Source organism: Streptomyces sp. NBC_00385 (assembly GCF_035917155.1).
Taxonomy (GTDB): Bacteria; Actinomycetota; Actinomycetes; order Streptomycetales; family Streptomycetaceae; genus Streptomyces; species Streptomyces poriferorum.
Window position 1 is genome coordinate 6,450,454 of the sequence record NZ_CP107951.1, and the last position, 26,898, is coordinate 6,477,351.

Consider the following 26,898-nt stretch of genomic DNA (forward strand, 5'->3'; position numbering starts at 1 on the left):
CTCGGATCGAGGGTGCCGGGGCCTTCCCGCGTGCGGTACCCCTACGGCAGCGCCAGCATCCGCTCCAGCGCGAGCTTGGCGTACTTCTCCGTCTCGGGGTCGACCTCGATCCGGTTGACCAGGTTCCCCTCGGCCAGCGACTCCAGCGTCCACACCAGGTGCGGCAGGTCGATCCGGTTCATCGTCGAGCAGAAGCAGACCGTCTTGTCGAGGAAGACGATCTCCTTGTCCTCCGCGGCGAACCGGTTGGCCAGGCGGCGTACCAGGTTCAGCTCGGTGCCGATCGCCCACTTCGAGCCGGCCGGGGCCGCCTCCAGAGCCTTGATGATGTACTCCGTCGAGCCGACGTGGTCCGCGGCCGCGACGACCTCGTGCTTGCACTCCGGGTGCACCAGCACGTTGACGCCGGGTATGCGCGCCCGCACGTCGTTGACGGACTCCACCGAGAAGCGCCCGTGCACCGAGCAGTGCCCGCGCCACAGGATCATCTTCGCGTTGCGCAGCTCCTCGGCGGTGAGGCCGCCGTTCGGCTTGTGCGGGTTGTAGAGGACGCAGTCCTCCAGCGTCATCCCCATGTCCCGTACGGCCGTGTTGCGGCCCAGGTGCTGGTCGGGCAGGAACAGGACCTTGTCGCCCTGCTCGAAGGCCCACTCCAGGGCGCGCTTCGCGTTCGACGAGGTGCAGATCGTGCCGCCGTGGCGGCCGGTGAAGGCCTTGATGTCCGCGGAGGAGTTCATGTACGAGACGGGCACGACCTGCTCGGCGACGCCGGCCTCCGTCAGCACGTCCCAGCACTCGGCGACCTGCTCGGCGGTGGCCATGTCGGCCATCGAGCAGCCTGCCGCCAGGTCCGGCAGCACGACCTTCTGGTCGGCGGTGGTCAGGATGTCCGCGGACTCCGCCATGAAGTGCACGCCGCAGAAGACGATGTACTCGGCCTCCGGGCGGGCCGCCGCGTCCCGGGCGAGCTTGAACGAGTCGCCGGTCACATCGGCGAACTGGATGACCTCGTCGCGCTGGTAGTGGTGCCCGAGGACGAAGACCTTCTCGCCCAGCTTCTCCTTGGCCGCGCGGGCGCGCTCCACCAGGTCCGGGTCGGACGGGGAGGGCAGGTCGCCGGGGCATTCGACGCCGCGCTCGCTCTTGGGGTCCGCGTCGCGGCCGAGCAGGAGCAGGGCGAGGGGCGTCGGCTGGACATCGAGTTCCTGGACGGGGTGGGCCGTGGTCACGTCACGCACCCTTTCTTCTCTGCGGGGGGAAGCCTTTTCGTCTAATTGACGCTATCTATCATAACTGCTTCACGTCACTTTGACGATGCCGATAGCGTCGATGTGACGCATCCGCCCGCGCGGCCGGTGTGCGAGCATGAATGGAACAGGCAAGCGCTCGGCCCGGAATGAATCCGCGGTCCCGACGGTTGCAACGTCGGCAAGCAGTCTCCGTACAACCCGGGAGAGAAGCAGATGTCCGTATCGGACGAGACCACCACCGTGAGCGACGGCATCCTCCTGTCCGACGCCGCCGCAGCCAAGGTCAAGGGCCTGCTGGAGCAGGAGGGCCGCGATGATCTGGCACTGCGCGTCGCCGTCCAGCCCGGCGGCTGCTCGGGCCTGCGTTACCAGCTCTTCTTCGACGAGCGTTCGCTGGACGGCGATGTCGTGAAGGACTTCGACGGCGTCAAGGTCGTCACCGACCGGATGAGCGCCCCGTACCTGGGCGGCGCCTCCGTCGACTTCGTCGACACGATCGAGAAGCAGGGCTTCACGATCGACAACCCGAACGCCACGGGTTCCTGCGCCTGCGGCGACTCGTTCAGCTAGGGCGAACGCGCGGCGACGGTACGGCGGCGGCCCCGGGATTCCGATCCCGGGGCCGCCGCCGTTGTCGTGTGCGGGTGTCAGCCGCGCGGCACCACGGTGCCCGACGCCGCGTCGACCACGTTCCGCTCACCGAGCGGCTGGTCCAGCGTGACCGTACGGGTCAGCTCCTTGGCGATCATGATGCAGACCTTCCCCTTCTCCGGCTTCGTCTCCGTCACGGACACCCGCACCGTCGAGCCGTCCTCGCTCGCGCTCGCCGCGTACGTGCTGCAGGCGCCGCCCCAGAACGTCACCGAGAGCGTCCGCCCGTCGGCGTCGTACGACAGGACCGAGCGCCCCGACTCCGTCGTCCCGTCGCCACCCGGGGTCTTCTCCGCGGGGGCGTCCTTCGTCAGGTACGCCGGATCCACCGCGACCTGGGTGACGGTGTCACCCGTACCGCCGGCTCCCGGCCGGACCGTGAAGATCCAGGACGGTACGAGCAGCTGCTTCCCGTCCACGTACCGGGCCGCCAGACCGAAGGCCGCCTTGTCGACCGTCGCCGTCGTCGTGGACGGCTCCGCCCCGGTCCGCGTGCCGCAGCTCATGCCGGACGGCTTCTCGCCGTTGCCCAGGGGTGCGGGAGTGGCGCAGTCGCCCGTCTTCGGGCCGCTCGGCGGCTGCGCGGCGTTCAGCTGCTTCAGCGCCTCGGCCGCGCCGATCACCGGGTAGTCGGCACCCTTCTCCAGGCCCTTCAACTGGCCGCTTCCGCCGAACACTTCACCCTCGGGGCCGACCTGGATCCCGGTCGCCCAGCCGTACGTCGGCAGTCCGCCCACCACCGGGTCGGCGTTCACCACCCGGACCGAGCCCATCAACTGGCGGGCGTCGAGGGCGGCGTCGTCCTGACCGACCGCCTTCAGCACCGGCACCGCGGCGGCCTTCGCGGCCTTCTCGCTCACCGGTGTCCCCGATCCGCCCGGACCCACGTGCTTGCTCGAACAGACCGTCACGCTCTCGCAGTTGTCCGTGCCGCCGGAACCGTGCCGGGCGAACGTCCAGGTTCCGGGTGCCTGCTTGGTCACCCGCAGCACCGGCCCCGAGCCGTCCCCGTCGGAGCCCACCTTCCAGGACGTTCCCTCGGCCCGCGGTGTGCCCTGCACGCCCAGCGCCTCGGCCAGCCGGGCCACCTCGGACGCCGAAACGGCGCCCTGCGCGCGCTGGACCGCCGCCTTGTCCGGCCCGTCCGGCAGGGCGCCGGACGCGCGGTAGACCACCCGGCCGCCATGCGGATCGGGCTCACCCGGCGCGATGCCCTCCGTCGGGGCCGAGGGCCGGGGGGAGGGTGTGGCCGGTCCGCCCGACCGCTCGTCCAGGGAGAGCGGCGGGGGAGTGGCGCCGGAACCGTCCGAGGCGCTGTACTCGCCGCCGCCATGGCCGTCAGCCGCCATCGCCCAGTACGCGCCGCCGCCACCGGCCAGCAGTACGGCCGCCGCCACCGAGGCCACGGCGAGGGGAGACCGCCGCCGGGGGCGGGTCACATCGTTGTCGGGTCGCTCGGTGCTCACCGGTTCGCTCCTTCGCCGTCGTACGCCAGGACCCTGCGGGGTCCGTCCCGTTGGTACGGAACACCGTTGGGACGGGGCGCGGGCGCACCCGGTTCCCTCCTGGGGCAGCCGGTGCGGCGAGGCGGCCGGTGACTCAGTCGCCGTACTCCGCCATCGCGTCGATCAGCCGGGCCGAGGCGGGCGGCACGTTCACGCCGTGAATCAGGGAGGGCGCCACAGGGGTGGGAGCGGTCCTCACGGGTACCACCCAGTGCGGAGCCATCCGTGCGCAGTCTCCGCGCAACTCGGCCAGAGTGGTCTCGGACTCGCGCGGGGCGATGTTGTTCGACATATCGGCACCGTAGGCACCCCTCGACTCAGGAGGAAAGACCTACTATCGGGTAGTTTCTACCCTTCGCCTGATTGCCGGAAACGGGTAGCGTTAACTGTCACGCCGTATCGGGAACGCAGTCACCGTTCCCTCGACCTCCGCAGGAGCAGTCTCCCCGTGCGTATCGCAGTCACCGGCTCCATCGCCACCGACCACCTCATGACCTTCCCCGGCCGATTCGCCGACCAGCTGGTCGCCGATCAGCTGCACACGGTCTCGCTCTCCTTCCTGGTCGACAACCTGGACGTGCGCCGGGGAGGTGTCGCCGCCAACATCTGCTTCGGCATGGGTCTGCTCGGCACCCGTCCGGTCCTGGTCGGCGCCGCCGGCTCCGACTTCGACGAGTACCGGGCCTGGCTCGACCGCCACGGCGTCGACACCGGCTCGGTGCGGATCTCCGAGGTCCTGCACACCGCCCGCTTCGTCTGCACGACGGACGTCGACCACAACCAGATCGGCTCCTTCTACACGGGCGCCATGAGTGAGGCCCGTCTGATCGAGCTGAAGGCCGTCGCCGACCGCGTGGGCGGCCTCGACCTCGTCTCCATCGGCGCCGACGACCCCGAGGGAATGCTCCGCCACACCGAGGAGTGCCGCTCGCGCGGCATCCCGTTCGCCGCGGACTTCTCGCAGCAGATCGCGCGGATGGACGGCGACGAGATCCGCATCCTGCTCGACGGCGCCACGTACCTCTTCTCCAACGAGTACGAGAAGGGGCTCATCGAGTCCAAGACCGGCTGGACCGACGCCGAGATCCTCGCCAAGGTCGGCCACCGGGTCACCACCCTCGGCGCCCGGGGCGTGCGGATCGAGCGCGTCGGCGAGGAGCCGATCGAGGTCGGCTGCCCGGAGGAGAACGTCAAGGCCGACCCGACCGGCGTCGGCGACGCCTTCCGCGCCGGATTCCTCTCCGGTCTCGCCTGGGGCGTCGGTCTGGAGCGCGCCGCCCAGGTCGGCTGCATGCTCGCCACCCTGGTCATCGAGACGGTCGGCACCCAGGAGTACACCCTGCACCGCAACCACTTCATGGACCGCTTCACCAAGGCGTACGGACACGAGGCCGCCGCCGAGGTGCGCACCCACCTCGCGTAGGAGGCGTCAGGACAGCCGGCGGACCACATAGGCCGAGCCCCGGTCCGCCGGCTCCTCGCCCACGTACTCCTGCTCACGCATCGCACACCAGGCCGGGATGTCGAGGCGCGCCGCCTCGTCGTCGGACAGCACCGTCACCGTCCCGCCCACCGGTACCTCTCCGATCACCTTTGCGAGCTCGATCACCGGAATCGGGCAGCGCCTCCCGAGCGCGTCGACGACCAGCGAGGCCGCCGGGGCGGGGGAGGGGGCGGTCGCGGCGGGGGCGCCCAGCTTCTCCCGTACGCCCGCGACCGCCGGGGGCAGCGCCTCTAGGAAGCGGTCGACGTCCTCCCCGGACGTGCCCGCCGGCAGCGACACCCGGACATTGCCCTCCGAGAGCACCCCCATCGCCCTGAGCACATGGCTCGGCGTCAGCGTGCTGCTCGTGCAGGACGAACCGGACGATACGGAGAAGCCGGACCGGTCCAGCTCATGGAGCAGTGTCTCCCCGTCGACATAGAGACAGGAGAAGGTGACCAGATGCGGCAGCCGCCGCACCGGATCACCCACCACCTCCACATCGGGCACCAGGGCCGGGACCCGGGCCCGGATCCGGTCGACCAGCGCCCGCAGCCGCACCGACTCCGCGGCCGCCTCCGCCCGTACCGCCCGCAGGGACGCCGCCGCGGCCACGATCGCCGGAATGTCCTCGAAGCCGGCGGCCCGCCCCGACTCCCGCTCGTCGGCAGGGCCTTGGACCGCGAACCGCACACCCTTGCGCACCGCGAGAAGACCGACTCCGGCCGGTCCGCCCCACTTGTGGGCACTCGCCGTCAGCAGCGACCAGCCGGCCGGTACCGGCCCCCACCCGAGCGACTGGGCGGCGTCCACCAGCAGCGGCACACCCGCGGCCCGGCAGACCTCGGCCACCTCGGCCACCGGCTGCTCGGTGCCCACCTCATGGTTGGCGGACTGCAGGCAGGCCAGCGCGGTGTCCTCGCGCAGCACGCTCGCGTACGCCTGCGCACCCACCGCACCTGTCACGTCCACCGGCACCTCGGTGACCGATCCGCCGCCGCTCTCGTGCGTGGCGGCCGCATGGAGCACCGACGAGTGTTCGACGGCCGACACCACCAGATGGCGGCCGACACGCCGACGTCCCGCGAGGGCTCCGGAAATTCCGGAATGGACCGCGCGCGTGCCCGAAGAGGTGAACGTCAGCTCGTCGGGGCGGCAGCCGACGGCCTCCGCGGCCGCCTCCCTGGCGGCGTCCAGCAGCAGCCGGGCGCGCCGCCCCTCGCGGTGCAGACGGGCCGGGTCGGCCCAGCCCTCGTCCAGTGCGGCAAGCAGCGCCTGACGGGCGACGGGGTGGAGGGGGGCGGCGGACGCGGCGTCGAAGTAGGGCACCCGGCCACGCTAGCCGGGTCCCGGCCGCCACCCGGGACCCGGCTGCCCCGTCGGCGGGGAGAGGGGGCGTCAGATGGCGGCCGGAGCCCTGGATTCCACCCCTTCGGGGAGTCGGGCGGCGCGTTGGGCACCCTCCCCGCGCGACCCCAAATAGCGTCCAGTAGGGTTTGGTCCGCATAAACATCCAAACCCCTGCCCGCGTCAGGGCCGGCGACCGACCAGCGAGACGGGCGCGCCGACCGTGCGGGCGAGACTCTCGGGAAGGCGCTACGTGAGTCCCAACGGCTCCGACCGCTTGTCGCGGCGCCCGATGCGGCGGAAGCTGCCGCAGGTGCTGACTGCGGGCCTGGTCCTGGCGACGGCCTCCGGTTGTTCATACAACTGGGAGGATTTCCCCCGCCTCGGTATGCCCACCCCGGTAACGGAAGAGGCTCCTCGGATCCTTTCCCTCTGGCAGGGCTCGTGGGCGGCAGCGCTCGCCACGGGTGTCCTTGTCTGGGGACTGATCATCTGGAGCGTCATCTTCCACCGGCGTAGCCGGACCAAGGTGGAGGTACCTCCGCAGACCAGGTACAACATGCCTATCGAGGCGCTGTACACCGTGGTCCCTCTGATCATCGTCTCGGTGTTGTTCTACTTCACCGCCCGGGATGAATCGAAGCTCCTCGAGCTCTCCCCGAAGCCGGCTCACACCGTCAACGTGGTCGGCTTCCAGTGGAGCTGGGGCTTCAACTACATCGAGAACGTGGACGGCTCCGCCGCCACGGGCAACGAGGTCCCCAAGGAGCTCGACGCCATCCCGGACAGGTTCCGCAAGGACTTCCCCAAGGGTGCGGACGGCGTCTACGACGTCGGCATTCCGGGTACCAGGAACCCGCAGACCGGCAACCCCGGCCCCACCCTGTGGCTGCCCAAGGGTGAGAAGGTCCGCTTCATCCTGACTTCGCGTGACGTCATCCACTCCTTCTGGGTGGTGCCGTTCCTCATGAAGCAGGACGTCATTCCGGGCCACACCAACGCCTTCGAGGTGACTCCCAACCAGGAGGGCACCTTCATGGGCAAGTGCGCCGAGCTCTGCGGCGCCGACCACTCCCGGATGCTCTTCAACGTCAAGGTCGTCTCCCCGGAGCGCTATCAGGCGCACCTCAAGGAGCTCGCGAAGAAGGGCCAGACGGGCTACGTGCCGGCCGGTATCGAGCAGACCGACCCGGCCAGGAATGCGGAGACGAACAAACTGTGAGCATCCTCAACGAACCTCAGGGTGCCGCGGCAGCAGACGACTCGTACGAGGACGAGCTGCCGGTCCGGCGCAAGCAGCCGGGAAACGTCGTCATCAAGTGGCTGACCACCACTGACCACAAGACGATCGGCACGATGTACCTGGTCACGTCGTTCGCGTTCTTCTGCATCGGCGGACTGATGGCGCTCTTCATGCGCGCCGAGCTGGCCCGTCCGGGCACGCAGATCATGTCGAACGAGCAGTTCAACCAGGCGTTCACGATGCACGGCACGATCATGCTGCTGATGTTCGCGACGCCGCTGTTCGCCGGATTCGCGAACTGGATCATGCCGCTGCAGATCGGCGCGCCCGACGTGGCGTTCCCGCGGCTGAACATGTTCGCGTACTGGCTGTACCTCTTCGGCTCGATCCTCGCGGTGGCCGGCTTCCTCACCCCTCAGGGTGCGGCCGACTTCGGCTGGTTCGCCTACTCCCCGCTGTCGGACGCGGTCCGTTCGCCGGGCGTCGGCGCCGACATGTGGATCATGGGTCTGGCCTTCTCCGGCTTCGGTACGATCCTCGGTTCGGTCAACTTCATCACCACGATCATCTGCATGCGCGCGCCCGGCATGACGATGTTCCGTATGCCGATCTTCGTCTGGAACGTCCTGCTGACCGGTGTGCTGGTCCTGCTGGCCTTCCCGGTGCTGGCGGCGGCGCTCTTCGCGCTGGAGGCGGACCGGAAATTCGGTGCGCATATCTTCGACGCGTCCAACGGCGGAGCATTGCTCTGGCAACACCTCTTCTGGTTCTTCGGCCATCCAGAGGTGTACATCATCGCTTTGCCCTTCTTCGGGATCATTTCGGAAGTGATCCCGGTGTTCAGCCGCAAGCCGATGTTCGGTTACATCGGCCTCGTGGCCGCGACGATCTCCATCGCCGGCCTCTCCGTGACCGTGTGGGCGCACCACATGTACGTCACCGGAGGCGTGCTCCTGCCGTTCTTCTCCTTCATGACGTTCCTCATCGCGGTGCCCACCGGGGTGAAGTTCTTCAACTGGATCGGCACGATGTGGAAGGGCTCGCTGTCCTTCGAGACACCGATGCTCTGGGCGATCGGCTTCCTGATCACCTTCACCTTCGGTGGTCTGACCGGCGTCATCCTGGCCTCGCCGCCGATGGACTTCCACGTCTCGGACTCGTACTTCGTGGTCGCGCACTTCCACTACGTCGTCTTCGGCACCGTGGTGTTCGCGATGTTCTCCGGATTCCACTTCTGGTGGCCGAAGTTCACCGGCAAGATGCTGGACGAGCGGCTCGGCAAGATCACTTTCTGGACGCTGTTCATCGGCTTCCACGGCACGTTCCTGGTGCAGCACTGGCTGGGTGCGGAAGGCATGCCGCGTCGTTACGCGGACTACCTGGCCGCGGACGGATTCACCGCGCTGAACACGATCTCGACGATCTCCTCGTTCCTGCTCGGCCTGTCGATCCTGCCGTTCTTCTACAACGTGTGGAAGACCGCCAAGTACGGCAAGAAGGTCGAGGTCGACGACCCGTGGGGCTACGGCCGTTCGCTGGAGTGGGCGACCTCCTGCCCGCCGCCGCGGCACAACTTCCTCACGCTGCCCCGGATCCGTTCCGAATCCCCGGCGTTCGACCTGCACCACCCGGAGATCGCGGCGCTCGAACAGCTTGAGCACCACTCCGAGGGTGACAAGGCCCTCGCCGGCGGCAAGGAGGCGGGCAAGTGAAGGTCCAGGGCAAGATGTTCCTCGGTCTGGCGCTGTTCATCCTCGTCATGGCCATCACCTACGGCGTGTGGTCCAAGGAGCCGGTCGGCACCACCGCCCTCGTCCTGGCCTTCGGCCTGAGCGTCATGATCGGCTTCTACCTGGCCTTCACGGCCCGGCGGGTCGACGCACTGGCGCAGGACAACAAGGAAGCCGATGTGGCGGACGAGGCCGGCGACGTGGGGTTCTTCTCCCCGCACAGCTGGCAGCCGCTCTCCCTGGCGGTCGGCGGCGCTCTCGCCTTCATGGGAGTCGTCTTCGGCTGGTGGCTGCTCTACTTCTCGGCCCCGATGCTCCTGATCGGTCTGTTCGGCTGGGTCTTCGAGTACTACCGCGGTGAGAACCGCACCCAGTGACACCGCTCCACCCGTGACACCGCTCCACCTGACGGGGGGCCCGCACTTCCACGAGAAGTGCGGGCCCCCCGTTTGCAGTCACCCGGCGCGCTGAAACGGATGAATCTTCTTAGCGTGGGTTCATGAACCACACGCCGCGTATCCGTCCCGTCATCAGCTGCGCTCTGCTGGCCGCGACCCTGGTCGCAGGGGCGGCAGCCTGTGGGGAGTCCGACGACCATCCGCTCTCGGCGCAGCCGTTCGACGCGGCCGACGAGATCTCCTCCAACACCCCCGACGGCGGCGAGAAGGTCGATCCGGACAAGCCCCTCGAAGTCAGCGTCGACAGTGACGACGGCCGCATCACCGATGTGACGGCCGTGGACACCGAAGGACGCCATCTGGCGGGCGAACTCGAAGCAGACGGACACCGCTGGCACTCCACGGCCCCGCTCGCCGCAGGCACCCGCTACACCGTCAAGGTCAGCATGGAGGACGACGACGGCGCCCCAGGCAGCCGTACGCTCTCCTTCGAGACCGCGGCGGCCCAGAAGTTCCTGAAGGTCACCTTCGGCCCGCAGGCGGGCACCTACGGCGTCGGACAGCCCGTCACAGCGGTACTCAGCGCCCCGGTCGCCGACAGGGCCGCCCGTGCCACCGTGGAACGGGCCCTGAAGGTGCGCTCCACGCCCGCCGTGACCGGTTCCTGGTACTGGGTCGACGACAAGACGCTCCACTACCGGCCGCGGGACTACTGGCCCGCGAAGGCCACCATCGAGGTCAGCAGCAGTCTGACGGGCATCAAGGTGACCAACGCGCTGTACGGCGCCCCCGCGAAAGCGTTGAAGATCACTACCGGGGACCGCATCGAGGCCATCACCGACGCCTCGGAGCACTCCATGACGGTCAAGCGCAACGGCGAAGTGATCAACACCATCCCGGTGACCACCGGCAAGCCCGGCTTCTCCACCCGCAACGGCGTCAAGGTCGTGCTGGGCAAGGAGTACTACGTACGTATGCGCGGGGAGTCCATCGGCATCGCCGAAGGATCCGAGGACTCCTACGACCTGCCGGTCTACTACGCGACACGGGTCACCTGGAGCGGCGAGTACGTGCACGCGGCCCCGTGGTCCACCGGATCACAGGGGTCCGCGAACGTCAGCCACGGCTGCACCGGCATGAGCACCAGCGAGGCCGAGTGGTTCTTCAACACGGTCCGCGAGGGTGACATCGTCACGGTCGTCGGCAGTGAGGGCGAGACCATGACGCCGTTCGACAACGGCTACGGCGACTGGAACCTGTCCTGGGCCAAGTGGCAGAAGGGCAGCGCCCTGAGCAACGACGCCACGCCCGACCGCGTCGACACGGTCCGGGCGGCGCGGCTGCGCCCCGGAGTCTGACCTCCGGGGTGAGCCGCGCCCCTGAGCGACGGCGGAAGGGCGGGGCCTCAGGCCCCCACGGACAGCCTGCTGCGCAGCAGGGCGGCCAGGGCGTCCGCGAACTCGACCGGCTCGACCGGCAGGGTCACCGCGGCGTCCGCACGGCTCCAGGTGGCCAGCCAGGCGTCCTGGGGGCGGCCCATCAGGAGCAGTACCGGCGGGCAGTGGAAGATCTCGTCCTTGATCTGCCGGCAGACGCCCATGCCGCCCACAGGGGCCGTCTCGCCGTCCAACACGCAGACATCGACGCCTCCGTGGTCCAGCGCGTCCAGGACGGCGGGCAGGGTGGCGCACTCCAGGAACTCGACCTGCGGCACGTCCGCCGCAGGCCTGCGCCCGGCCGCCAGCCTCACCTGCTCACGGGTGTGTGCGTTGTCGCTGTAGACCAGGACCGTGGCGGTCGGCTGCATTGTTCCTCCGTGACGTCTGTGTCTTCGGGGCATGGGGGACCGATGCGCGGATCGTACTCCGCCCGACAGGCTGTCAGCACCGGTCCGGGCAGCGGATCCATGGGCCGTTCGGGGAGGACACACCCCTCTGACACACCGAACGGCACCCCCCGGAGTGAGGGCGGGATAAGCGACCGACATAATGTCGGTCGTGGCGACAGCAACGACAGTAGAAACCGGGCACGCGCACCCGTCGGTCAATCGGCCGAACCTCACCAGCGTCGGAACCATCATCTGGTTGAGTTCCGAGCTGATGTTCTTCGCGGCCCTCTTCGCGATGTACTTCACCCTGCGATCGGTGACCGGAGCGGATCACTGGAAGGAAATGGCGTCAGCCCTGAACTTCCCGTTCTCGGCGACGAACACCACGATCCTGGTGCTCTCCTCACTCACCTGCCAGCTCGGCGTCTTCGCCGCGGAGCGGGGCGATGTGAAGAAGCTCCGTGCCTGGTTCGTGATCACCTTCGTGATGGGTTCGATCTTCATCGGAGGCCAGGTCTTCGAGTACACCGAGCTGGTGAAGAAGGACGGCCTCTCGCTGTCCTCGGACCCGTACGGCTCGGTGTTCTACCTGACCACCGGCTTCCACGGTATGCACGTGACAGGCGGTCTCATCGCCTTCCTGCTCGTTCTGGGCAGGACATACGCAGCCAAGAGGTTCACCCATGAGCAGGCGACCGCAGCCATCGTCGTGTCCTATTACTGGCACTTCGTCGATGTCGTGTGGATCGGCCTGTTCGCCACGATCTACATGATCAAGTAACCGGGCTCGTACCCGATCCATCATCGACGCAGAAGATCCTGACACCGGGGTAATCCGTGAAAAAGCTCTCCGCACGACGACGCCATCCGTTGGCGGCGGTCGTCGTACTACTCCTCGCGCTTGCGGCTACTGGGGGGCTGTACGCCGCGTTTGCGCCCGCGAGTAAGGCGCAGGCCGACGAAACCGCCCAGTCCCTCGCCATCGACGAGGGCAAGAAGCTGTACTCCGTCGGTTGCGCCAGCTGCCACGGAACCGGCGGTCAGGGCACCACCGACGGGCCCCAGCTTGTCGGCGTGGGCTCGGCCGCCGTGGACTTCCAGGTCGGTACCGGGCGTATGCCGGCGCAGCAGCCGGGCGCCCAGGTGCCGAAGAAGAAGGTCATCTACACCCAGGCCGAGATCGACCAGCTGGCGGCGTACGTCGCGTCGCTCGGCGCCGGTCCGATCGTTCCGACCAAGAGCCAGGTCAGCCCCGAGGGCGCGGACGTCGCCAAGGGCGGCGACCTGTTCCGTACCAACTGCGCGCAGTGCCACAACTTCACGGGTGAGGGCGGTGCCCTCACGAACGGCAAGTACGCCCCGCCGCTCGAAGGCGTGGACCCGAAGCACATCTACGAGGCCATGCAGACCGGCCCGCAGAGCATGCCGTCCTTCCCTGACTCGACGATGCCCGAGCAGCAGAAGAAGGACATCATCGCGTACATCAAGACGGTGAACAGCTCGGAGTCGGAGAGCCCCGGCGGCCTCAGCCTGGGCGGACTCGGTCCGGTCAGCGAAGGCCTGTTCGGCTGGATCTTCGGTCTGGGCGCACTGATCGCAGTTGCCATCTGGGTCGCGGCCCACACCGCTAAGGCCAAGAAGTCATGAGTAGCCAAGAGATTCCAGAAGAGAACCTGCCCGCAGAGCAGGACGCCGCGCACGGCGCGGTAGAGGGTGCGGGCGATCCGTTCGCCGACCCGGGGCTGCCGGCCCACAGGCCGCGCATCCAGGACATCGACGAACGGGCCGCCAACCGGTCCGAGCGCGCGGTCGCGTTCATGTTCACGCTGTCCATGCTGGCGACGGTGGCGTTCATCGCCTCCTACGTCATCTTCCCGGTCGACAAGATCGTCTACATCTTCCCGTTCGGTCACGTGAGCGCGCTCAACTTCTCCCTGGGTCTGACCCTGGGCGTGGCGCTCTTCGCGATCGGCGCGGGCGCCGTCCACTGGGCGCGCACCCTGATGTCGGACGTCGAGGTCGCGGACGAGCGTCACGCGATCGCGGCCGAGCCCGAGGTCAAGGCGAAGGTTCTCGCCGACTTCGCGGCAGGTGCCGAGGAGTCCGCGTTCGGCCGGCGCAAGCTGATCCGTAACACCATGTTCGGTGCGCTGGCCCTGGTGCCGCTCGCCGGTGTGGTGCTGCTGCGCGACCTCGGTCCGCTGCCGGAGAAGAAGCTCCGCTCGACGCTGTGGGCCAAGGGCAAGCAGCTCGTCAACATGAACACGATGGAGCCGCTGCGTCCCGAGGACGTCGTCGTCGGTTCGCTGACCTTCGCCATGCCCGAGGGCCTGGAGGAGGACGCGCACGACTTCCAGAAGCAGATCGCCAAGGCCGCACTGATGATCGTCCGCATCGAGCCGGACAACATCAAGGACAAGCGCGAGCGCGAGTGGGCCCACGAGGGAATCGTGGCCTTCTCCAAGATCTGCACCCACGTGGGCTGCCCGATCAGCCTGTACGAGCAGCAGACGCACCACGTGCTCTGCCCGTGCCACCAGTCCACCTTCGACCTCTCCGACGGCGCCCGCGTCATCTTCGGTCCGGCCGGTCACGCTCTTCCGCAGCTGCGGATCGGCGTGAACAGCGAGGGCAACCTCGAGGCGCTCGGTGACTTCGAAGAGCCCGTCGGTCCTGCATTCTGGGAGCGCGGATGAGTACTGCGACCGACACGAAGCGCAAGGCGCCCGCCGGCGAGAAGGTGGCCGACTGGGCGGACGGCAGGCTCGGGATCTACTCCCTGGCCAAGGCCAACATGCGCAAGATCTTCCCGGACCACTGGTCCTTCATGCTCGGTGAGATCTGCCTCTACAGCTTCATCATCATCATCCTCACGGGTGTGTACCTGACGCTGTTCTTCCACCCGAGCATGAACGAGGTCGTGTACCACGGCCCGTACGAGCCCATGCAGGGCATCCGGATGTCCGAGGCCTACGCCTCGACCCTGAACATCAGCTTCGACGTCCGTGGCGGTCTGCTCGTCCGGCAGATCCACCACTGGGCCGCGCTGATCTTCCTGGCCGGCATGTTCGTGCACATGATGCGCGTCTTCTTCACGGGTGCGTTCCGCAAGCCCCGTGAGATCAACTGGCTGTTCGGCTTCCTGCTGTTCGTCCTGGGCATGTTCACCGGTTTCACCGGCTACTCGCTCCCGGACGACCTGCTCTCCGGCACCGGTGTCCGCTTCATGGAGGGCGCGATCCTGTCCGTACCGATCGTCGGTACGTACCTGTCGATGTTCCTCTTCGGCGGGGAGTTCCCGGGCGGTGACTTCGTCGCCAGGTTCTACTCGGTGCACATCCTGCTGCTGCCGGGCATCATGCTCGGGCTGCTGGTGGCCCACCTGATCCTGGTCTTCTACCACAAGCACACGCAGTTCGCGGGTCCCGGCCGGACGAACAAGAACGTCGTCGGCATGCCGCTGCTTCCGGTGTACATGGCGAAGGCGGGCGGGTTCTTCTTCCTCGTCTTCGGTGTCATCGCGATCATCGCGGGCATCGCCTCGATCAACCCCATCTGGGCCATCGGGCCCTACCGCCCGGACCAGGTGTCCACCGGCGCCCAGCCCGACTGGTACATGGGCTTCTCCGAGGGCCTGATCCGTGTCATGCCGGGCTGGGAGATCAACCTCTGGGGCCACACGCTGGTCCTGGGCGTGTTCGTCCCGCTGGTGATCTTCCCGCTGGTCCTGGCCGCGATCGCGGTCTACCCGTTCATCGAGTCCTGGGTCACCGGGGACAAGCGCGAGCACCACATCCTGGACCGTCCGCGCAACGTGCCGACCCGTACCGCCTTCGGCGTCGCGTGGATCACCTGGTACATGGTGCTGCTCATGGGTGGTGGAAACGACCTCTGGGCCACGCACTTCCACCTGTCGATCAACTCGATCACCTGGTTCGTGCGGATCGCGTTCTTCGTCGCTCCGGTCATCGCGTTCGTCGTCACCAAGCGGATCTGCCTCGGCCTTCAGCGCCGGGACAAGGAGAAGGTGCTGCACGGGCGCGAGTCCGGCCTCATCAAGCGCCTGCCGCACGGTGAGTTCGTCGAGGTCCACGAGCCGCTGGCACCCGCTCAGCTGCACACGCTCACCGCGCACGAGCAGTACAAGCCGGTCGAGATCGGCCCGTTGGTCGACGAGAACGGTGTCAAGCGCAAGGTGTCCGTGGTGCAGAAGGTGCGGGCCAGGCTCAGCAAGGGCTACTACGGCGAGGACAGCCAGATCGCCAAGCCCACCGCCGAGGAGTACAAGGAGATCACCAGCGGCCACGGCCACCACTGATCACCTGAACTGATCGCCACAGCAGGAGCCCCGTCCATTCGATGGACGGGGCTCTTCGCTGTCCGTGGCGCTCGATAGGGTGGACCCATCCCCTTTATCGGCTGTGGACCCAGGAGCGGACCATGAACGTTGTGACCCCGGTCGGCGGCGACAGCGTGGCGGCTCGTTCCTGGCCCGGCGTGCTGACCCCCCTGCTGCGCGGCCAGGACCTGACCGAGGACGACACCGCTTGGGCGATGGACCGCATCATGAGCGGCGAGGCGACCGATGTGCAGATCGCCGGCTTCGCGGTGGCGCTGCGCGCCAAGGGCGAGACCGTCACGGAGGTCTCCGGCCTGGTCCGTGCGATGTACGAGCACGCCACGACCATCCATGTGCCGGGCCGCACGGTCGACATCGTGGGCACCGGCGGGGACATGGCCAAGACGGTCAACATCTCCACCATGTCGGCGATCGTCGTGGCGGGGACCGGCGCCAAGGTCGTCAAGCACGGCAACCGCGCCTCGTCGTCGGCCAGCGGTTCCTCCGACGTCCTGGGCAAGCTCGGCGTCAACCTGGACCTGCCCCCGCAGCGCGTCGTCGAGGTAGCCGAGGAAGCGGGCATCACGTTCTGCTTCGCCGTCAAGTTCCACCCCGCCCTGCGGTACGCGGCGAAGGCCCGGGCGGAGCTGGGCGCGCCGACCACCTTCAACATCCTCGGGCCGCTCACCAACCCGGCCAAGGTGCGCGCGCAGGCCATCGGCGTCGCCGACCTGCGCATGGCGCCCATCGTCGCGGGCGTCCTCGCCGAACGCGGCAACTCCTCCCTGGTCTTCCGGGGCGACGACGGTCTGGACGAGCTGACCACCACAGCGACCTCCCGTGTCTGGGTCGCCAGGAACGGCACGGTGCGCGAGGAGGCCTTCGACCCGCGCGACGTCGGCCTGGACCTGGTCCCGGTGGACGCCCTGCGCGGCGCCGACGCCTCGTACAACGCGGATGTGGCCCGCCGGCTGCTCGCCGGCGAGACGGGCCCCGTACGGGACGCGGTCCTGCTCAACTCCGCGGCGGCGCTCGTCGCGCTGGACCCGGGGGAGGGCACGCTCGCCGAGCAGCTCACCGCGGGAATCGCGAAGGCCGCCGAGTCCATCGACTCGGGCGCGGCCGGCCGGGCGCTGGAGAGATGGGTCGTGGCCAGCAACGCCTGAGAGGGCTCAGGGCACGGATGTGAGGCAGGGCGCAGTCCAGATCATGGACTGCGCCTTGCGCGTTCGCGTACGTATGGCAAGATGCTGCGCAGGTCATGAGTGACAGCGACTACGGCCCCGGCCCGCTGTCCGGCAACCCTCCGTCCGTGGCGGGGTGCCCCGGGTGAAGACCAGGCCGCAGGCAGCGAGGTCTGCGGCAAGCGCGGACCCCTCGACATCGTGAGATGTCCACCCGTGGGGTCCTGGTCCTCAGGGAGCCTCTTGTGAGCAAGCGAATGCGATAGGGCTTTTCGGCCCTCCTCCGCACACCCTTCTTTCTTCCTCCGTGCTGCCGCGTATCCGCAGGCACGCGGGATTCGCCTGCCTGTTACGGGAGTTCGCCATGTCTGTCCTCACTGCTGCCACCGACCAGTCGATTTGTGCCCCGCTGCCGGTTCTGGGCAAGGATGTGACGGTTCCGCTGGTCACCGGCGGCGAGGTCACCTACGCCGCGCTGGACTACGCCGCCAGCGCACCGGCCCTCCAGCGGGTGTGGGACGACGTGGCCGCGTACGCGCCGTACTACGGCAGCGTCCACCGCGGGGCCGGCTACCTCTCTCAGCTGTCCACGGACCTCTTCGAGAGCAGCCGCGTCACCGTCGCGGAGTTCCTCGGCTGCCGCGACGACGACCAGGTGGTCTTCACCCGGTCCACCACCGACTCGCTCAACCTGCTCTCCGCGGCCCTGCCCGCCGACTGCCAGGTGTTCGTCTTCGAGACCGAGCACCACGCCTCGCTGCTGCCCTGGCGCGACGCCCGGGTGACGTACCTGAACGCCCCGCGCACCCCGGACCAGGCCGTCGAGACCCTGGAGCGCGCGCTCGCCGGCCGTGACCCCTACGGGCCCGCGCTGGTCTGTGTCACCGGCGCCTCCAACGTCACCGGTGAGCTGTGGCCGGTCAAGGAGCTCGCCGCCGCCGCGCACGCCCACGGTGCCCGGATCGTGCTCGACGCAGCCCAGCTCGCCCCGCACCACCCCGTCGACATCGCCGAGCTGGACGTCGACTGGGTCGCCTTCTCCGGTCACAAGCTGTACGCGCCGTTCGGCTCGGGCGTCCTCGCCGGCCGCTCCGACTGGCTGACCGCCGCCGAGCCCTACCTGGCCGGCGGCGGCGCCTCCCGCCAGGTCGCCCGGCGCGCCGACGGCGGGGTGGACGTCGAGTGGCACACCACCGCCGCCCGCCACGAGGCCGGTTCGCCCAACGTCATCGGTGTCTACTCCATCGCCTCCGCCTGCAAGGCCCTCACCGAGGCCGGGTTCGACAGCCTGGTCGCCCGGGAGCAGCGCCTCGTCACCGAGGTCCGTGCCGGACTCGCCGAGGTGCCCGAGGTCAAGGTGCTCTCGCTGTTCGGCGACGACGCCCCGCGGGTCGGCGTCATCTCCTTCGTGGTGGAGGGCTGGAACAGCTCGCACTTCGCCGCGGCGCTCTCCGCCGAGTACGGCATCGGGGTGCGCGACGGTCTGTTCTGCGCCCACCCCCTCGTACGCACCCTGCTCGGCAGTGACCCGCAGGACGTCGGGGAGTGCGGCGCGCCGGAGGCGGAGCCGGGCCAGAAGTCCCTCAACGCGATCCGGGTCAGCTTCGGTGCCGGTACGCCGGACGAGCACGTCGAGCGCTTCCTGCGGGCGGTCAAGGAGCTCGTGAGCGAGGGCGCCCAGTGGAAGTACCGCACCGAGGACGGCCGTTGCGTCCCGGACCGTGGTACCGCCACCCAGGTCTGAGGCCCTCGGTACAAGAGGCCGGGTACGGACAACTGTCCGTACCCGGCCTCAATGCTGACGTGGCTACGCGTCCAGCCCGATGGCGAAGGCCGCCTCCAGGTCGTGCTGGGAGTACGTGCGGAACGCGACATGTGTGTCGGTCCCCTCGACGCCGGGGATCTTGCTGATCCGGCCGGGGATGACGTCGGCGAGGTCGTCGTGCTTGGACACCCGGACCATGGCGATCAGATCGTAGGTACCGGTGACCGAGAAGACCTCGCTGACGCTGTCGAGCGCGGCGATGGCCTCGGCGATCTCGGGAATCCGGTCCACGCTGGTTTTGATGAGCACGATCGCGGTGATCACGGCTGTCTTTCTCCCTCGGTGGCCCCTGCTGGAGACTTCACTCTAGGGCCTTGCGGCCGGATCATGCCGGGCTCGCGGGGTCCGGCACGCGCATCTGCGATGTTGTCGTCGGTCGCCCATGCTCCGCAGCGACTCCCTTTATCCGGCCTGATCCGGCCGCAAGGCCCTGGCCTCACGGTGATACCGCCCCCAGGCATAGAGGAACCCGGTGGCGAAGCCGACCACATGGGCGAGGTAGGCCACCCCGGGCCCGCTGCCCGCCCCCTCGGCCGCCAGCCACTGGAGGACGAACCAGAAGACCAGCACGATCCAGGCGGGGAAGCGCAGCGGCAGGAACAGCAGGAACGGGAACAGACTGGTCACCCGGGCCCGGGGGAAGAGGTAGAGGAAGGCTCCCAGGACCGCCGAGATCGCTCCCGACGCGCCGACGAGCGTCTGGTCGGACGTGGAGTGCGCGGCCGCGTAGGCGAGCAGGGCGATGTATCCGCAGCCGAGGTAGAAGAACGCGAACTCGGTGTGGCCCATGCGCTCCTCGGCCATCGCCCCGAACACGTACAGGAACAGCATGTTGCCGAGCAGATGCAGCCAGCTGCCGTGGACGAACAGTGCGGTGAGCGGGGTGAGGACGGCGTGTGCGGAGCCGTCCCACAGCTCGCTCGGGATCACGCCCCAGCGCTCGAAGTAGCCGGCCTGGGCGGCCAGCAGTGCGTCCGCGGTGCCGTAGACCGGGTTGAACCCCGACAGCGGGCTGATCACGAAGACCACGCAGCACAGGGCGATGAGGGCGTAGGTCACCGGCGGCCCGCCCGAGGTGGCCGCCCGCAGGATTCTGCCGGCCGCAGCCCGCCGATCGATCATGAACAGAGCATGACGCAAGCGGAGGGAACGGGACAGACCGCCTCGCCGTGCCGGTGGGAAGCGCCGAGGCCGTAGGGTTACGAGAGGACATCCGCAGTTCGACGGCGCACCGCGAGAACCTTGTCCGGCAGCTCACGGCTCGACGAAAGAGGACGCAACGATGACGACGGTTCCCCAGCCGACCGACGGGACCCGCTGGCGCTGCACGCTCTGCGGAAATCTGACGAGGTTCGACGTGACGCGTTCCTCCAAGGTCGTCGAGTACGTTCACCTCGACCTGGCCGGTGAGTCCAGCGTCGAAGAACGCGAGGTGGTCAGTGAGACCATCGAGTCGGTGCGCTGTCGTTGGTGCAACGCGGTGGACCAGATCGAACTAGTCGACAGGCCGGGTGCCGACTCCTGACGGGGCCGTGCGGACATAAAAAATGAGGTGACGGAAGGTGGAGCAGCCCGCTGGCGGCGCCACGCCGGCCGATGCGGCCGGCGACGCCGTGGAGGTGCTCGACCGCCCGCTGCCCGAAGGCGTGCGGCGTCGCGTCGTCGCGCTGGTCTCGGACGCGTTCGGTGGTCTCACGGTCACCGAACTCCCGGCTCAGCTCCGACAGTACGCGCGCTTCACGCCCACCCGGCGTGCCAAGTTCGCGGGGAACGCGATGGCGGCAGCGCTCGAGGGCGACCCCGCCTTCCGCCTGCGCATCGGTGAACGGCTGAAGGAGGGCCAGCCGGAGCTGGCCGCCGCGCTGGTGGCGGGCTCCCCGCCCGCCGCCGCGGACCCCGTCGACGTGGCGGCCGCGGCCTATGTGCTGCGCCCGGCCGGCTGGGTCAAGCTGGTGGCCGCCGCCGGCGAGGAGGCCGAGCGGGCCGGTGCCGAGCGGGCCGACGAGGAGATCCGGCTCGAGCTGGAACGGCTGCGCGAGGAACTCGCCCGGGCCCGCGCCCAGACGAAGACCGACACCGAACGGCTCCGCGCCGAACTGGACGCCGCCCGCAAGGAGGCCGACTCGCTCCAGCGCAAGCTGCGCAGCGCGGCCAACGAGGTCAAGCGCGGCGAGGCGGCGCTGCGCCGCGGCAAGGCCGAGAGCGACGCCCTGCGGGCCGAGGCGGCCGCCCAGGTGTCCGCGGCCGAGAGCGAGACCCGGCGGCTGCGGACGAGGCTCAGCGAGGCGGAGGCGTCCGTCGAGGCGGGGCGCCGGGCCGCCAGGGAAGGGCGCTCGGTCGAGGACATGCGGCTGCGGCTGCTGCTCGACACGGTGCTCGAAGCGGCCGGCGGGCTGCGGCGCGAACTGGCGCTGCCACCCTCCTCGATGCGCCCCGCGGACAGTGTGGACGCGGTGGAGCCCGGCCGGATGTCACCCAAGGACATTGCCGCCAGGGCCCTTTCGGAGACGGATCCGGCGCTGCTCGACCAGTTGCTCGCGCTGCCGCAGGCCCATCTGATCGTGGACGGCTACAACGTCACCAAGACCGGCTATCCGCAGATGCCGCTGGAGAAGCAGCGGCTGCGGCTGCTGGGCGGTCTGTCGGTGCTCGCGGCCCAGACGGGCGCCGAGATGACCTGTGTCTTCGACGGGGCGGAGCTGGCCGCTCCGGTGCTGCTCGCGCCGCCGCGCGGGGTGCGGGTGCTGTTCAGTAAACCGGGTGTCACGGCGGACGAGGTCATCCGTCAACTGGCGCGTGCCGAACCGCCCGGGCGGCCCGTCGTGGTGGTCTCCACCGACCGTGAAGTGGCTGACGGGGTGGCGAAGGCGGGAGCCAGGCCCGTTGCGTCCGTCTTGCTCCTGAAGCGGCTTTCGCGTGTCTAGCGAGCGTTGATGTGACTTGCATGGAAATCAGGGAACGGACCGTCAAGTCACCGCTACACCCTGTGTGGTGTGGGTAAAGAAGTACCCCCTGTGACGAGATTTTTCCTGTGAGGATTTGAACTGATCACAAGATGGTCACTAAGGTCGGGCCTCGAACCTTCGCACGGTTGATCACCCATCCGGGGTGGCAGTGAAGGAACCGCCGAGGCCGTGACGTGCACGGAGCTGGGGATTCATCTCCCCCATAGCCCGGTAGGCGGCTCGAGGAAGAAGGAGCTCGCCTTCGTGGGGTCCCACCGTCGTCCCAAGCAACCGAGCCGCACCCGCGTGACCGTGCTCGGCGTGACTGCCGCCGCGGCCGTTGCCCTGACCTCCCAGGCGGCCCACGCCGACCCGAAGCCGACCAAGAGCGAGGTCAAGGAGAAGGTCGACAGGCTCTACGACGAGGCGGAGAAGGCCACCGAGCAGCACAGCCTGGCCAAGGAGAAGCAGGACAAGCTCCAGAAGCAGATCGACGCGATCCAGGACAAGGTTGCGCGCGGTCAGCAGGAGCTCAACAACCTCCGCTCCGGCCTCGGTTCCCTCGCCGCCGCGCAGTACCGCTCCGGAGGCATCGACCCCTCCGTCCAGCTCTTCCTCGCCTCGGACCCGGACAGCTTCCTGGACCAGGCCTCCGCACTCGACCAGTTGACGGCCAAGCAGGCCGAGTCGCTGGCGAAGGTGCAGGAGAAGCAGCGGTCCCTCGCGCAGGAGCGCAAGGAGGCCCAGGACAAGCTGAGCGACCTCGCGGAGGTCCGCAAGACGCTCGGCGAGAAGAAGAAGCAGCAGCAGGCCAAGCTCACCGAGGCGCGTCAACTGCTCAACACGCTCACCCAGGCCGAGCGCGACAAGATGCGCGCGGACGACCAGCGCGCCAGCCGCGCCGCCACTGCCCGGATCGACCTCGGTAACGAGGCCCCTGCCTCGGGTCTGGGGGCTGCCGCGCTCCAGGCCGCCGCCACCCAGATCGGCAAGCCTTATTCCCCCGGCCAGACGGGCCCCGGCTCCTACGACTGCTCGGGTCTGACCATGTGGGCCTACGCCCAGGCCGGTGCCAACATCACCCGCACCACGTACACCCAGATCAACCAGGGCACCCGGATCGGGCAGAGTCAGCTGAAGCCGGGCGACCTGGTCTTCTTCAACGGCAACTCCCACGTGGGCATCTACGCGGGCGGTGGGACCGTGCTCCACGCCCCGCGCTCGGGCACGTTCGTCCGCTACGAGTCGATGAGCACCATCGGCAGCTTCTACGCCGCGGTGCGCATCTGACCACGCCCGAACGGGCGAATTCCCGCGCCCCGTACTGACAGCCGCCCCGCCGGAGACCACAGGTCACCGGCGGGGCGTCACTGTGTGTACCTGCCCTCCCACCGGCGCGGTCTTTGTCCGCTCAGTGATCGTCCGACTACTGTCTGCCTGCTGTGCAGCTCCCGTGCGTCGGTCCGCCCGCCCCGGGTGGCAGGGGCTGCGCACGTCTGCGTACAGCGGAAGGGAGTGCGGCGTCCTGTGGTGTCCCATCGCCGTTCCACACAGCCCGGCGTGAGCCGGAGCGTCCGGGTGACCGTCCTGTCGGCTGCGGCGGCGACCGCCGCGGCGGCGCTCGGAGGGGCCACCGCGAACGCCGAGCCGCAGGACACACCGCGGACCGCCGGGGCCCGGGTCGACCGCCTCTTCACCGAGGCCGAGCAGGCGACCGAGCACTACAACAGGGCCGGCGAGAACGTCGCACGGCTGCGCGGAGAGGTCCGCAGGGCCCAGGACCGGGCGGCCCGGGGCCAGGAGCGCATCAACCGGATGCGCACGGAGATCGGTTCGGCCGCCCGCGAGCAGTACCGGGCCGGCGGCATCGACCCCTCCCTCGCGCTGCTGCTCTCCTCCGACCCGGACAGCTATCTCGACTCGGCCGCCACCCTGAACCGGGTCGACACGCGGCGGGCCACCGTCCTGGCCGGCCTCCGCAAGGCCCAGCAGGCGCTCGCCCAGACCCATGCGGAGGCCGCCCGCTCGCTCGCCGGTCTGGAGCGCAACCGGGCGGCCGTCAGTCGCCACAAGCGCACCGTCGAGCGCAAGCTCCACCAGGCCAGGGAGCTGCTGAAGAAGTTGCCCGGCAGCGAGCGGGACGTCTTCGAGCGGGCCTCGCGCACCGGCCGTGACGGCGGGGCAGGCGGGCCGGAGGCCGGTCTGCCCGCAGGTTCGGCCCGGGCGGCGGCCGCCGTCATGGCCGTCCAGCGGGCGCTGGGACTCCCGTACGTCTGGGGTGCGAACGGGCCCTCCGGATTCGACTGCTCCGGGCTGATGCAGTGGGCGTACGCCCAGGCGGGGGTGAGCCTGCCGCGGACCTCGCAGGCCCAGCGGTACGCCGGCCGGATGGTGCCGCTCGCCGAGGCCCGCCCCGGCGACCTCGTCGCCTACCGCGCGGACGCCAGCCACATCGGGATGTACGTGGGGAACGGCCAGGTCATCCACGCCCCCTACCCGGGCGCCCCGGTCCGCTACGACCCCGTCGGCATGATGCCCGTCTCCTCGGTCACCCGGGTCTGACCGTACCCTCGGTCATGTGGCTGATCAGGGGCGTACCGCGGGGCGTGCGCGCACAGGACGACGGCGGGCGGCGGGCGCGGTGCTCGCCGCCCTGCTGTGCGCGGCCGCCTGCACGGCCCCGGCCGACGAGGCGCCCGACACCACCGCCCGCGACATCCGGGCCACGCTGGACCGACGGGCCGCCGCCGTGCTGCACCACGACGCGGACGCCTACGTAGCCGTCGTGGACCCGGACGCCACGGCCCTGCGGGGCGCACAGCGCAAGGAGTTCGACCGCCTCGCGGACGTGCCGCTGGGCACCTGGACGTACCGGGTGACGGGCGTCGCCGCGCACGGGGCGGACCGTGCCACCGCCGACGTACGGCTCGGCTACCGGATCGAGGGCTACGACAGCGCGCCCGTCTCCGTCGACCGGGTGATCGACCTGGAGCGCGATCCGGCCGACGGCCGCTGGTACCTCACCGCCGACCGGGCCGCCGACGGCGGGAGCGAGCAGCTCTGGGAGCAGGGCGACGTCGAGGCGGTGCGCGGCACGTACAGCCTGGTGCTGGGGGTCGGCCGGTCCCGGGACGAGCTGAAGGCGATCGCCGCGACGGCGGACCGGGCCGTGCCCGAGGTGTCCGCCGCCTGGCCGGAGCACTGGGCGGGGCGCGTGGTGGTGCTGGTGCCCCGCACCGTGACGGACATGGCGGAACTGCTCGGCTCGCCCGCCGCGAACTACCGGGGCATAGCGGCCGTCACGACCGGCGAGACCGGCGGCTCGGGGAAGGCGCCCGCCGACCGGGTGATCGTCAACCCGGAGGCATACGCCATGCTCGGCGCCTTCGGACAGCGCGTCGTCCTCACCCACGAGACCACCCATGTGGCCACCCGCACCGACACCTCGGCCGCCACCCCGGCCTGGCTCTCCGAGGGCTTCGCGGACTGGGCCGCCTACCGGGACGGGCGGCGCACCGCCGCCGAGATCGCCCCCGAACTGGGCTCCGCCGTCACCAGCGGCGACGTACCCGCCGCGCTGCCCACGGACGAGGACTTCGGTTTCGCCGGAGACGCGGACCGGCTGGCGAGGGCGTACGAGGGCGGCTGGCTGGCCTGCGAGCTCATCGCCGAGCAATGGGGCGAGGAGAAGCTGTTCGCCTTCTACCGGGCCGTCGGGGGGCACCCGGGGCGGGACGGGGCGGTGGAGCAGGCCCTGCACGAGGTGCTCGGCACCACTCCGCAGGACTTCACGGTGCGCTGGCGGGAGTATCTGGAGAGCCGGTTCGGCTGAGCGCGGGCGCGGGTTCCGCGGCGGGAACACCGCCGGCCGGGGCGCGCACGGTGTCCCGCCACAGCCGCGCGCACGCCAGCAGGCACGCGGCGACCAGCAGCCCGTTGCGCACGAACATCAGGGTCACCCCCGTCGCGTCGCTGGTCACCACATGGCCGAAACCGAGCGGGAACTCCAGCTGGGTCACCCCGGTCGCCACCAGCACCAGCGCCGCCGGCCAGCCCATCCGGCTCTCCCGGAAGACCAGGCACACCGCGGCCAGACCGACCAGCCACAGCATGTACTGCGGGCTGATCACCCGGCTCGTGGTCGTGAACAGGAGCACCGCGGTGAACGCCGCGTCCGCCGTCGTGCTCACCCCGAACGTGCGCGCCCGCAGCCGCCACACCAGCAGCCAGCCGAACGCGACGACGCTCAGCCCCAGGGAGAGGGTGCTCACCAGCGGCACGTGCGGCCCCAGGAACTCCAGCGAGCCGTAGTGCAGCTCCACCCGGCCCTGCCAGCCGAACTGCCGTGCCACATGGAAGACCAGCGCCCCCAGCGACTCGACCTCGGTACCCCGGTCCCGCTGGAAGCCCAGGAACGCCAGCGCGCCCGGCGCCGCCGCCGTGCACAGCACCAGCAGCCCGAGCGCCACCCCGGCCGCCGTCGTCCACGCCAGGCGGGTCCGCCGGCCGCGGGCGGTACCGGCGAGCACCAGCGCCGGCCACACCTTCAGCAGCGCCCCGAACGCCGCCAGCGCCCCCAGCAGCCGCGGATGCCGGATCCCCGCCAGCAGCGCCGCCACCGCCACGGCCGTCACCATCACGTCGTACCGGGCGTACGCCGTCGTACCCAGCAGCGGTACCCCCGCCACCCACACCCAGGCCCCGGCCGTCCGCCGGGCGGCGCCCCGGTCCGCGTACAGCAGCAGGCCCAGCACCAGCGCGTCGCACAGGAAGGCCAGCACGAAGAAGGCCGACGCGTAGTCAAGGAAGGGCAGCAGGGCGGGGGAGAGGATCGCGAGGGCCGCGACGGGCGGGTACTGCCAGGTGACGTCGGACTGCGGATAGCTGCCCGACCTCAGCACGTCGTACCAGCCGTGGTAGATCACCGACACATCGCTCGTCACGTCGGGGCCCGGCACCACGATCACCTTGATGACGCAGAGCAGGAGCAGGGATCTGGTGAGCGCCCACACCGCGAAGGCTGCCGGCCGTGTGCCACTCGAACCCGTCATGTCCCGCCTCACCGTTCCCTTGCCGTACGAGGTGCCATGATGCCCGCCCCCGCTGTGCGGAGCCCGCAGGGCCGGGCCCGGGAGCGCCCGTGGCGTCGCGGGCGGTACCGGGCGGCCCC

Annotated in this window: 25 protein-coding genes and 1 riboswitch; of the genes, 17 read left to right on the forward strand and 8 right to left on the reverse strand. The window is 69.6% G+C overall.

Annotation, left to right across the window (positions count from 1 at the left end):
• Positions 1-41: 41 nt before the first annotated feature.
• On the reverse strand, positions 42-1,238 hold the full coding sequence (nadA, locus tag OG959_RS28780) for a quinolinate synthase NadA (RefSeq protein WP_326663133.1): 1,197 nt from the start codon (positions 1,236-1,238) through the stop codon (positions 42-44).
• A gap of 225 nt (positions 1,239-1,463) precedes the next feature.
• On the opposite strand from nadA, the gene OG959_RS28785 reads away from it, so the two are divergent.
• Positions 1,464-1,820 (forward strand): HesB/IscA family protein, encoded by a 357-nt coding sequence (locus tag OG959_RS28785; protein WP_030970782.1) that lies wholly within the window; start codon positions 1,464-1,466, stop codon positions 1,818-1,820.
• A gap of 77 nt (positions 1,821-1,897) precedes the next feature.
• On the opposite strand, the gene OG959_RS28790 is transcribed toward OG959_RS28785, so the two are convergent.
• Both OG959_RS28790 and OG959_RS28795 read right to left on the reverse strand, forming a co-directional pair.
• Positions 1,898-3,367 carry a hypothetical protein gene (locus tag OG959_RS28790; RefSeq protein ID WP_326663135.1) on the reverse strand — a complete coding sequence of 490 codons (1,470 nt, stop codon included), beginning with the start codon at positions 3,365-3,367 and terminating at the stop codon, positions 1,898-1,900.
• Positions 3,368-3,500: 133 nt separating this feature from the next.
• On the reverse strand, positions 3,501-3,698 hold the full coding sequence (locus tag OG959_RS28795; RefSeq protein ID WP_326663136.1) for a hypothetical protein: 198 nt from the start codon (positions 3,696-3,698) through the stop codon (positions 3,501-3,503).
• A 156-nt stretch (positions 3,699-3,854) separates the two neighbouring features.
• On the opposite strand from OG959_RS28795, the gene OG959_RS28800 reads away from it, so the two are divergent.
• Positions 3,855-4,829 carry a carbohydrate kinase family protein gene (locus OG959_RS28800; protein WP_326663137.1) on the forward strand — a complete coding sequence of 325 codons (975 nt, stop codon included), beginning with the start codon at positions 3,855-3,857 and terminating at the stop codon, positions 4,827-4,829.
• 6 nt (positions 4,830-4,835) lie between these two features.
• On the opposite strand, the gene OG959_RS28805 is transcribed toward OG959_RS28800, so the two are convergent.
• Positions 4,836-6,218, reverse strand: coding sequence for a cysteine desulfurase/sulfurtransferase TusA family protein (locus OG959_RS28805; RefSeq protein WP_326663138.1), 1,383 nt, complete (start codon positions 6,216-6,218; stop codon positions 4,836-4,838).
• A gap of 271 nt (positions 6,219-6,489) precedes the next feature.
• Here OG959_RS28805 and ctaC point away from each other — a divergent pair, with 271 nt between their 5' ends.
• The 4 genes from ctaC to OG959_RS28825 all read left to right on the forward strand — a co-directional run bounded on the left by ctaC (position 6,490) and on the right by OG959_RS28825 (position 10,965).
• Positions 6,490-7,458, forward strand: coding sequence for an aa3-type cytochrome oxidase subunit II (gene ctaC, locus OG959_RS28810; RefSeq protein WP_326663140.1), 969 nt, complete (start codon positions 6,490-6,492; stop codon positions 7,456-7,458).
• Positions 7,455-9,191 (forward strand): aa3-type cytochrome oxidase subunit I, encoded by a 1,737-nt coding sequence (gene ctaD, locus OG959_RS28815; protein ID WP_326663142.1) that lies wholly within the window; start codon positions 7,455-7,457, stop codon positions 9,189-9,191. Before ctaC ends, ctaD begins: the two co-directional genes overlap by 4 nt.
• Positions 9,188-9,586 (forward strand): cytochrome c oxidase subunit 4, encoded by a 399-nt coding sequence (locus OG959_RS28820; protein WP_219570668.1) that lies wholly within the window; start codon positions 9,188-9,190, stop codon positions 9,584-9,586. The genes ctaD and OG959_RS28820 overlap by 4 nt, the downstream gene beginning before the upstream one ends.
• Positions 9,587-9,708: 122 nt before the next feature.
• Positions 9,709-10,965: a L,D-transpeptidase gene (locus OG959_RS28825; protein ID WP_326663144.1), complete on the forward strand. Its 1,257-nt coding sequence runs from the start codon at positions 9,709-9,711 to the stop codon at positions 10,963-10,965.
• 47 nt (positions 10,966-11,012) lie between these two features.
• On the opposite strand, the gene OG959_RS28830 is transcribed toward OG959_RS28825, so the two are convergent.
• Entirely contained in the window at positions 11,013-11,414 is a 402-nt protein-coding gene (locus tag OG959_RS28830; protein ID WP_326663145.1) for a hypothetical protein, read from the reverse strand.
• Between the two features lie 181 nt (positions 11,415-11,595).
• Here OG959_RS28830 and ctaE point away from each other — a divergent pair, with 181 nt between their 5' ends.
• The 6 genes from ctaE to OG959_RS28860 all read left to right on the forward strand — a co-directional run bounded on the left by ctaE (position 11,596) and on the right by OG959_RS28860 (position 18,702).
• Positions 11,596-12,216: an aa3-type cytochrome oxidase subunit III gene (ctaE, locus tag OG959_RS28835; RefSeq protein WP_326663146.1), complete on the forward strand. Its 621-nt coding sequence runs from the start codon at positions 11,596-11,598 to the stop codon at positions 12,214-12,216.
• 56 nt (positions 12,217-12,272) lie between these two features.
• On the forward strand, positions 12,273-13,082 hold the full coding sequence (qcrC, locus tag OG959_RS28840; RefSeq protein WP_326663147.1) for a cytochrome bc1 complex diheme cytochrome c subunit: 810 nt from the start codon (positions 12,273-12,275) through the stop codon (positions 13,080-13,082).
• Positions 13,079-14,131, forward strand: coding sequence for a cytochrome bc1 complex Rieske iron-sulfur subunit (gene qcrA / locus OG959_RS28845; protein ID WP_326663148.1), 1,053 nt, complete (start codon positions 13,079-13,081; stop codon positions 14,129-14,131). The genes qcrC and qcrA overlap by 4 nt, the downstream gene beginning before the upstream one ends.
• Positions 14,128-15,753: a cytochrome bc1 complex cytochrome b subunit gene (gene qcrB, locus OG959_RS28850; protein WP_326663149.1), complete on the forward strand. Its 1,626-nt coding sequence runs from the start codon at positions 14,128-14,130 to the stop codon at positions 15,751-15,753. The genes qcrA and qcrB overlap by 4 nt, the downstream gene beginning before the upstream one ends.
• A 122-nt stretch (positions 15,754-15,875) precedes the next feature.
• Positions 15,876-16,940 carry an anthranilate phosphoribosyltransferase gene (gene trpD, locus OG959_RS28855; protein ID WP_326663151.1) on the forward strand — a complete coding sequence of 355 codons (1,065 nt, stop codon included), beginning with the start codon at positions 15,876-15,878 and terminating at the stop codon, positions 16,938-16,940.
• Between the two features lie 91 nt (positions 16,941-17,031).
• Positions 17,032-17,149, forward strand: a riboswitch (SAM riboswitch).
• A 173-nt stretch (positions 17,150-17,322) separates the two neighbouring features.
• Positions 17,323-18,702 (forward strand): aminotransferase class V-fold PLP-dependent enzyme, encoded by a 1,380-nt coding sequence (locus OG959_RS28860; protein WP_326663153.1) that lies wholly within the window; start codon positions 17,323-17,325, stop codon positions 18,700-18,702.
• A 63-nt stretch (positions 18,703-18,765) separates the two neighbouring features.
• Here OG959_RS28860 and OG959_RS28865 read toward each other — a convergent pair whose 3' ends face one another.
• Positions 18,766-19,047, reverse strand: coding sequence for an Lrp/AsnC family transcriptional regulator (locus OG959_RS28865; protein ID WP_136328375.1), 282 nt, complete (start codon positions 19,045-19,047; stop codon positions 18,766-18,768).
• Positions 19,048-19,185: 138 nt separating this feature from the next.
• On the reverse strand, positions 19,186-19,905 hold the full coding sequence (locus OG959_RS28870) for a rhomboid family intramembrane serine protease (RefSeq protein ID WP_219570676.1): 720 nt from the start codon (positions 19,903-19,905) through the stop codon (positions 19,186-19,188).
• A 160-nt stretch (positions 19,906-20,065) separates the two neighbouring features.
• Between OG959_RS28870 and OG959_RS28875 the strand changes: the two genes are divergently transcribed.
• The 5 genes from OG959_RS28875 (at position 20,066) to OG959_RS28895 (ending at position 25,560) form a co-directional block, all read left to right on the forward strand.
• Positions 20,066-20,308 carry a hypothetical protein gene (locus tag OG959_RS28875; protein ID WP_014156692.1) on the forward strand — a complete coding sequence of 81 codons (243 nt, stop codon included), beginning with the start codon at positions 20,066-20,068 and terminating at the stop codon, positions 20,306-20,308.
• 37 nt (positions 20,309-20,345) lie between these two features.
• Positions 20,346-21,707: an NYN domain-containing protein gene (locus OG959_RS28880; protein WP_326663161.1), complete on the forward strand. Its 1,362-nt coding sequence runs from the start codon at positions 20,346-20,348 to the stop codon at positions 21,705-21,707.
• Between the two features lie 285 nt (positions 21,708-21,992).
• Positions 21,993-23,018, forward strand: a complete 1,026-nt coding sequence (locus tag OG959_RS28885; protein ID WP_326663163.1) for a C40 family peptidase — start codon at positions 21,993-21,995, stop codon at positions 23,016-23,018.
• Between the two features lie 237 nt (positions 23,019-23,255).
• A complete protein-coding gene (locus tag OG959_RS28890) occupies positions 23,256-24,290 on the forward strand; it encodes a C40 family peptidase (RefSeq protein WP_326663165.1) in 1,035 nt (344 codons plus the stop codon).
• Positions 24,291-24,306: 16 nt separating this feature from the next.
• The gene (locus OG959_RS28895; protein ID WP_326663167.1) at positions 24,307-25,560 is read left to right on the forward strand and encodes a hypothetical protein; all 1,254 of its coding nucleotides are present in this window, start codon (positions 24,307-24,309) and stop codon (positions 25,558-25,560) included.
• Here the strand turns inward: OG959_RS28895 and OG959_RS28900 are convergent.
• The gene (locus OG959_RS28900; protein WP_326663170.1) at positions 25,517-26,779 is read right to left on the reverse strand and encodes a glycosyltransferase family 87 protein; all 1,263 of its coding nucleotides are present in this window, start codon (positions 26,777-26,779) and stop codon (positions 25,517-25,519) included. The two genes, OG959_RS28895 and OG959_RS28900, sit on opposite strands and share 44 nt — an antisense overlap.
• Positions 26,780-26,898: the final 119 nt, after the last annotated feature.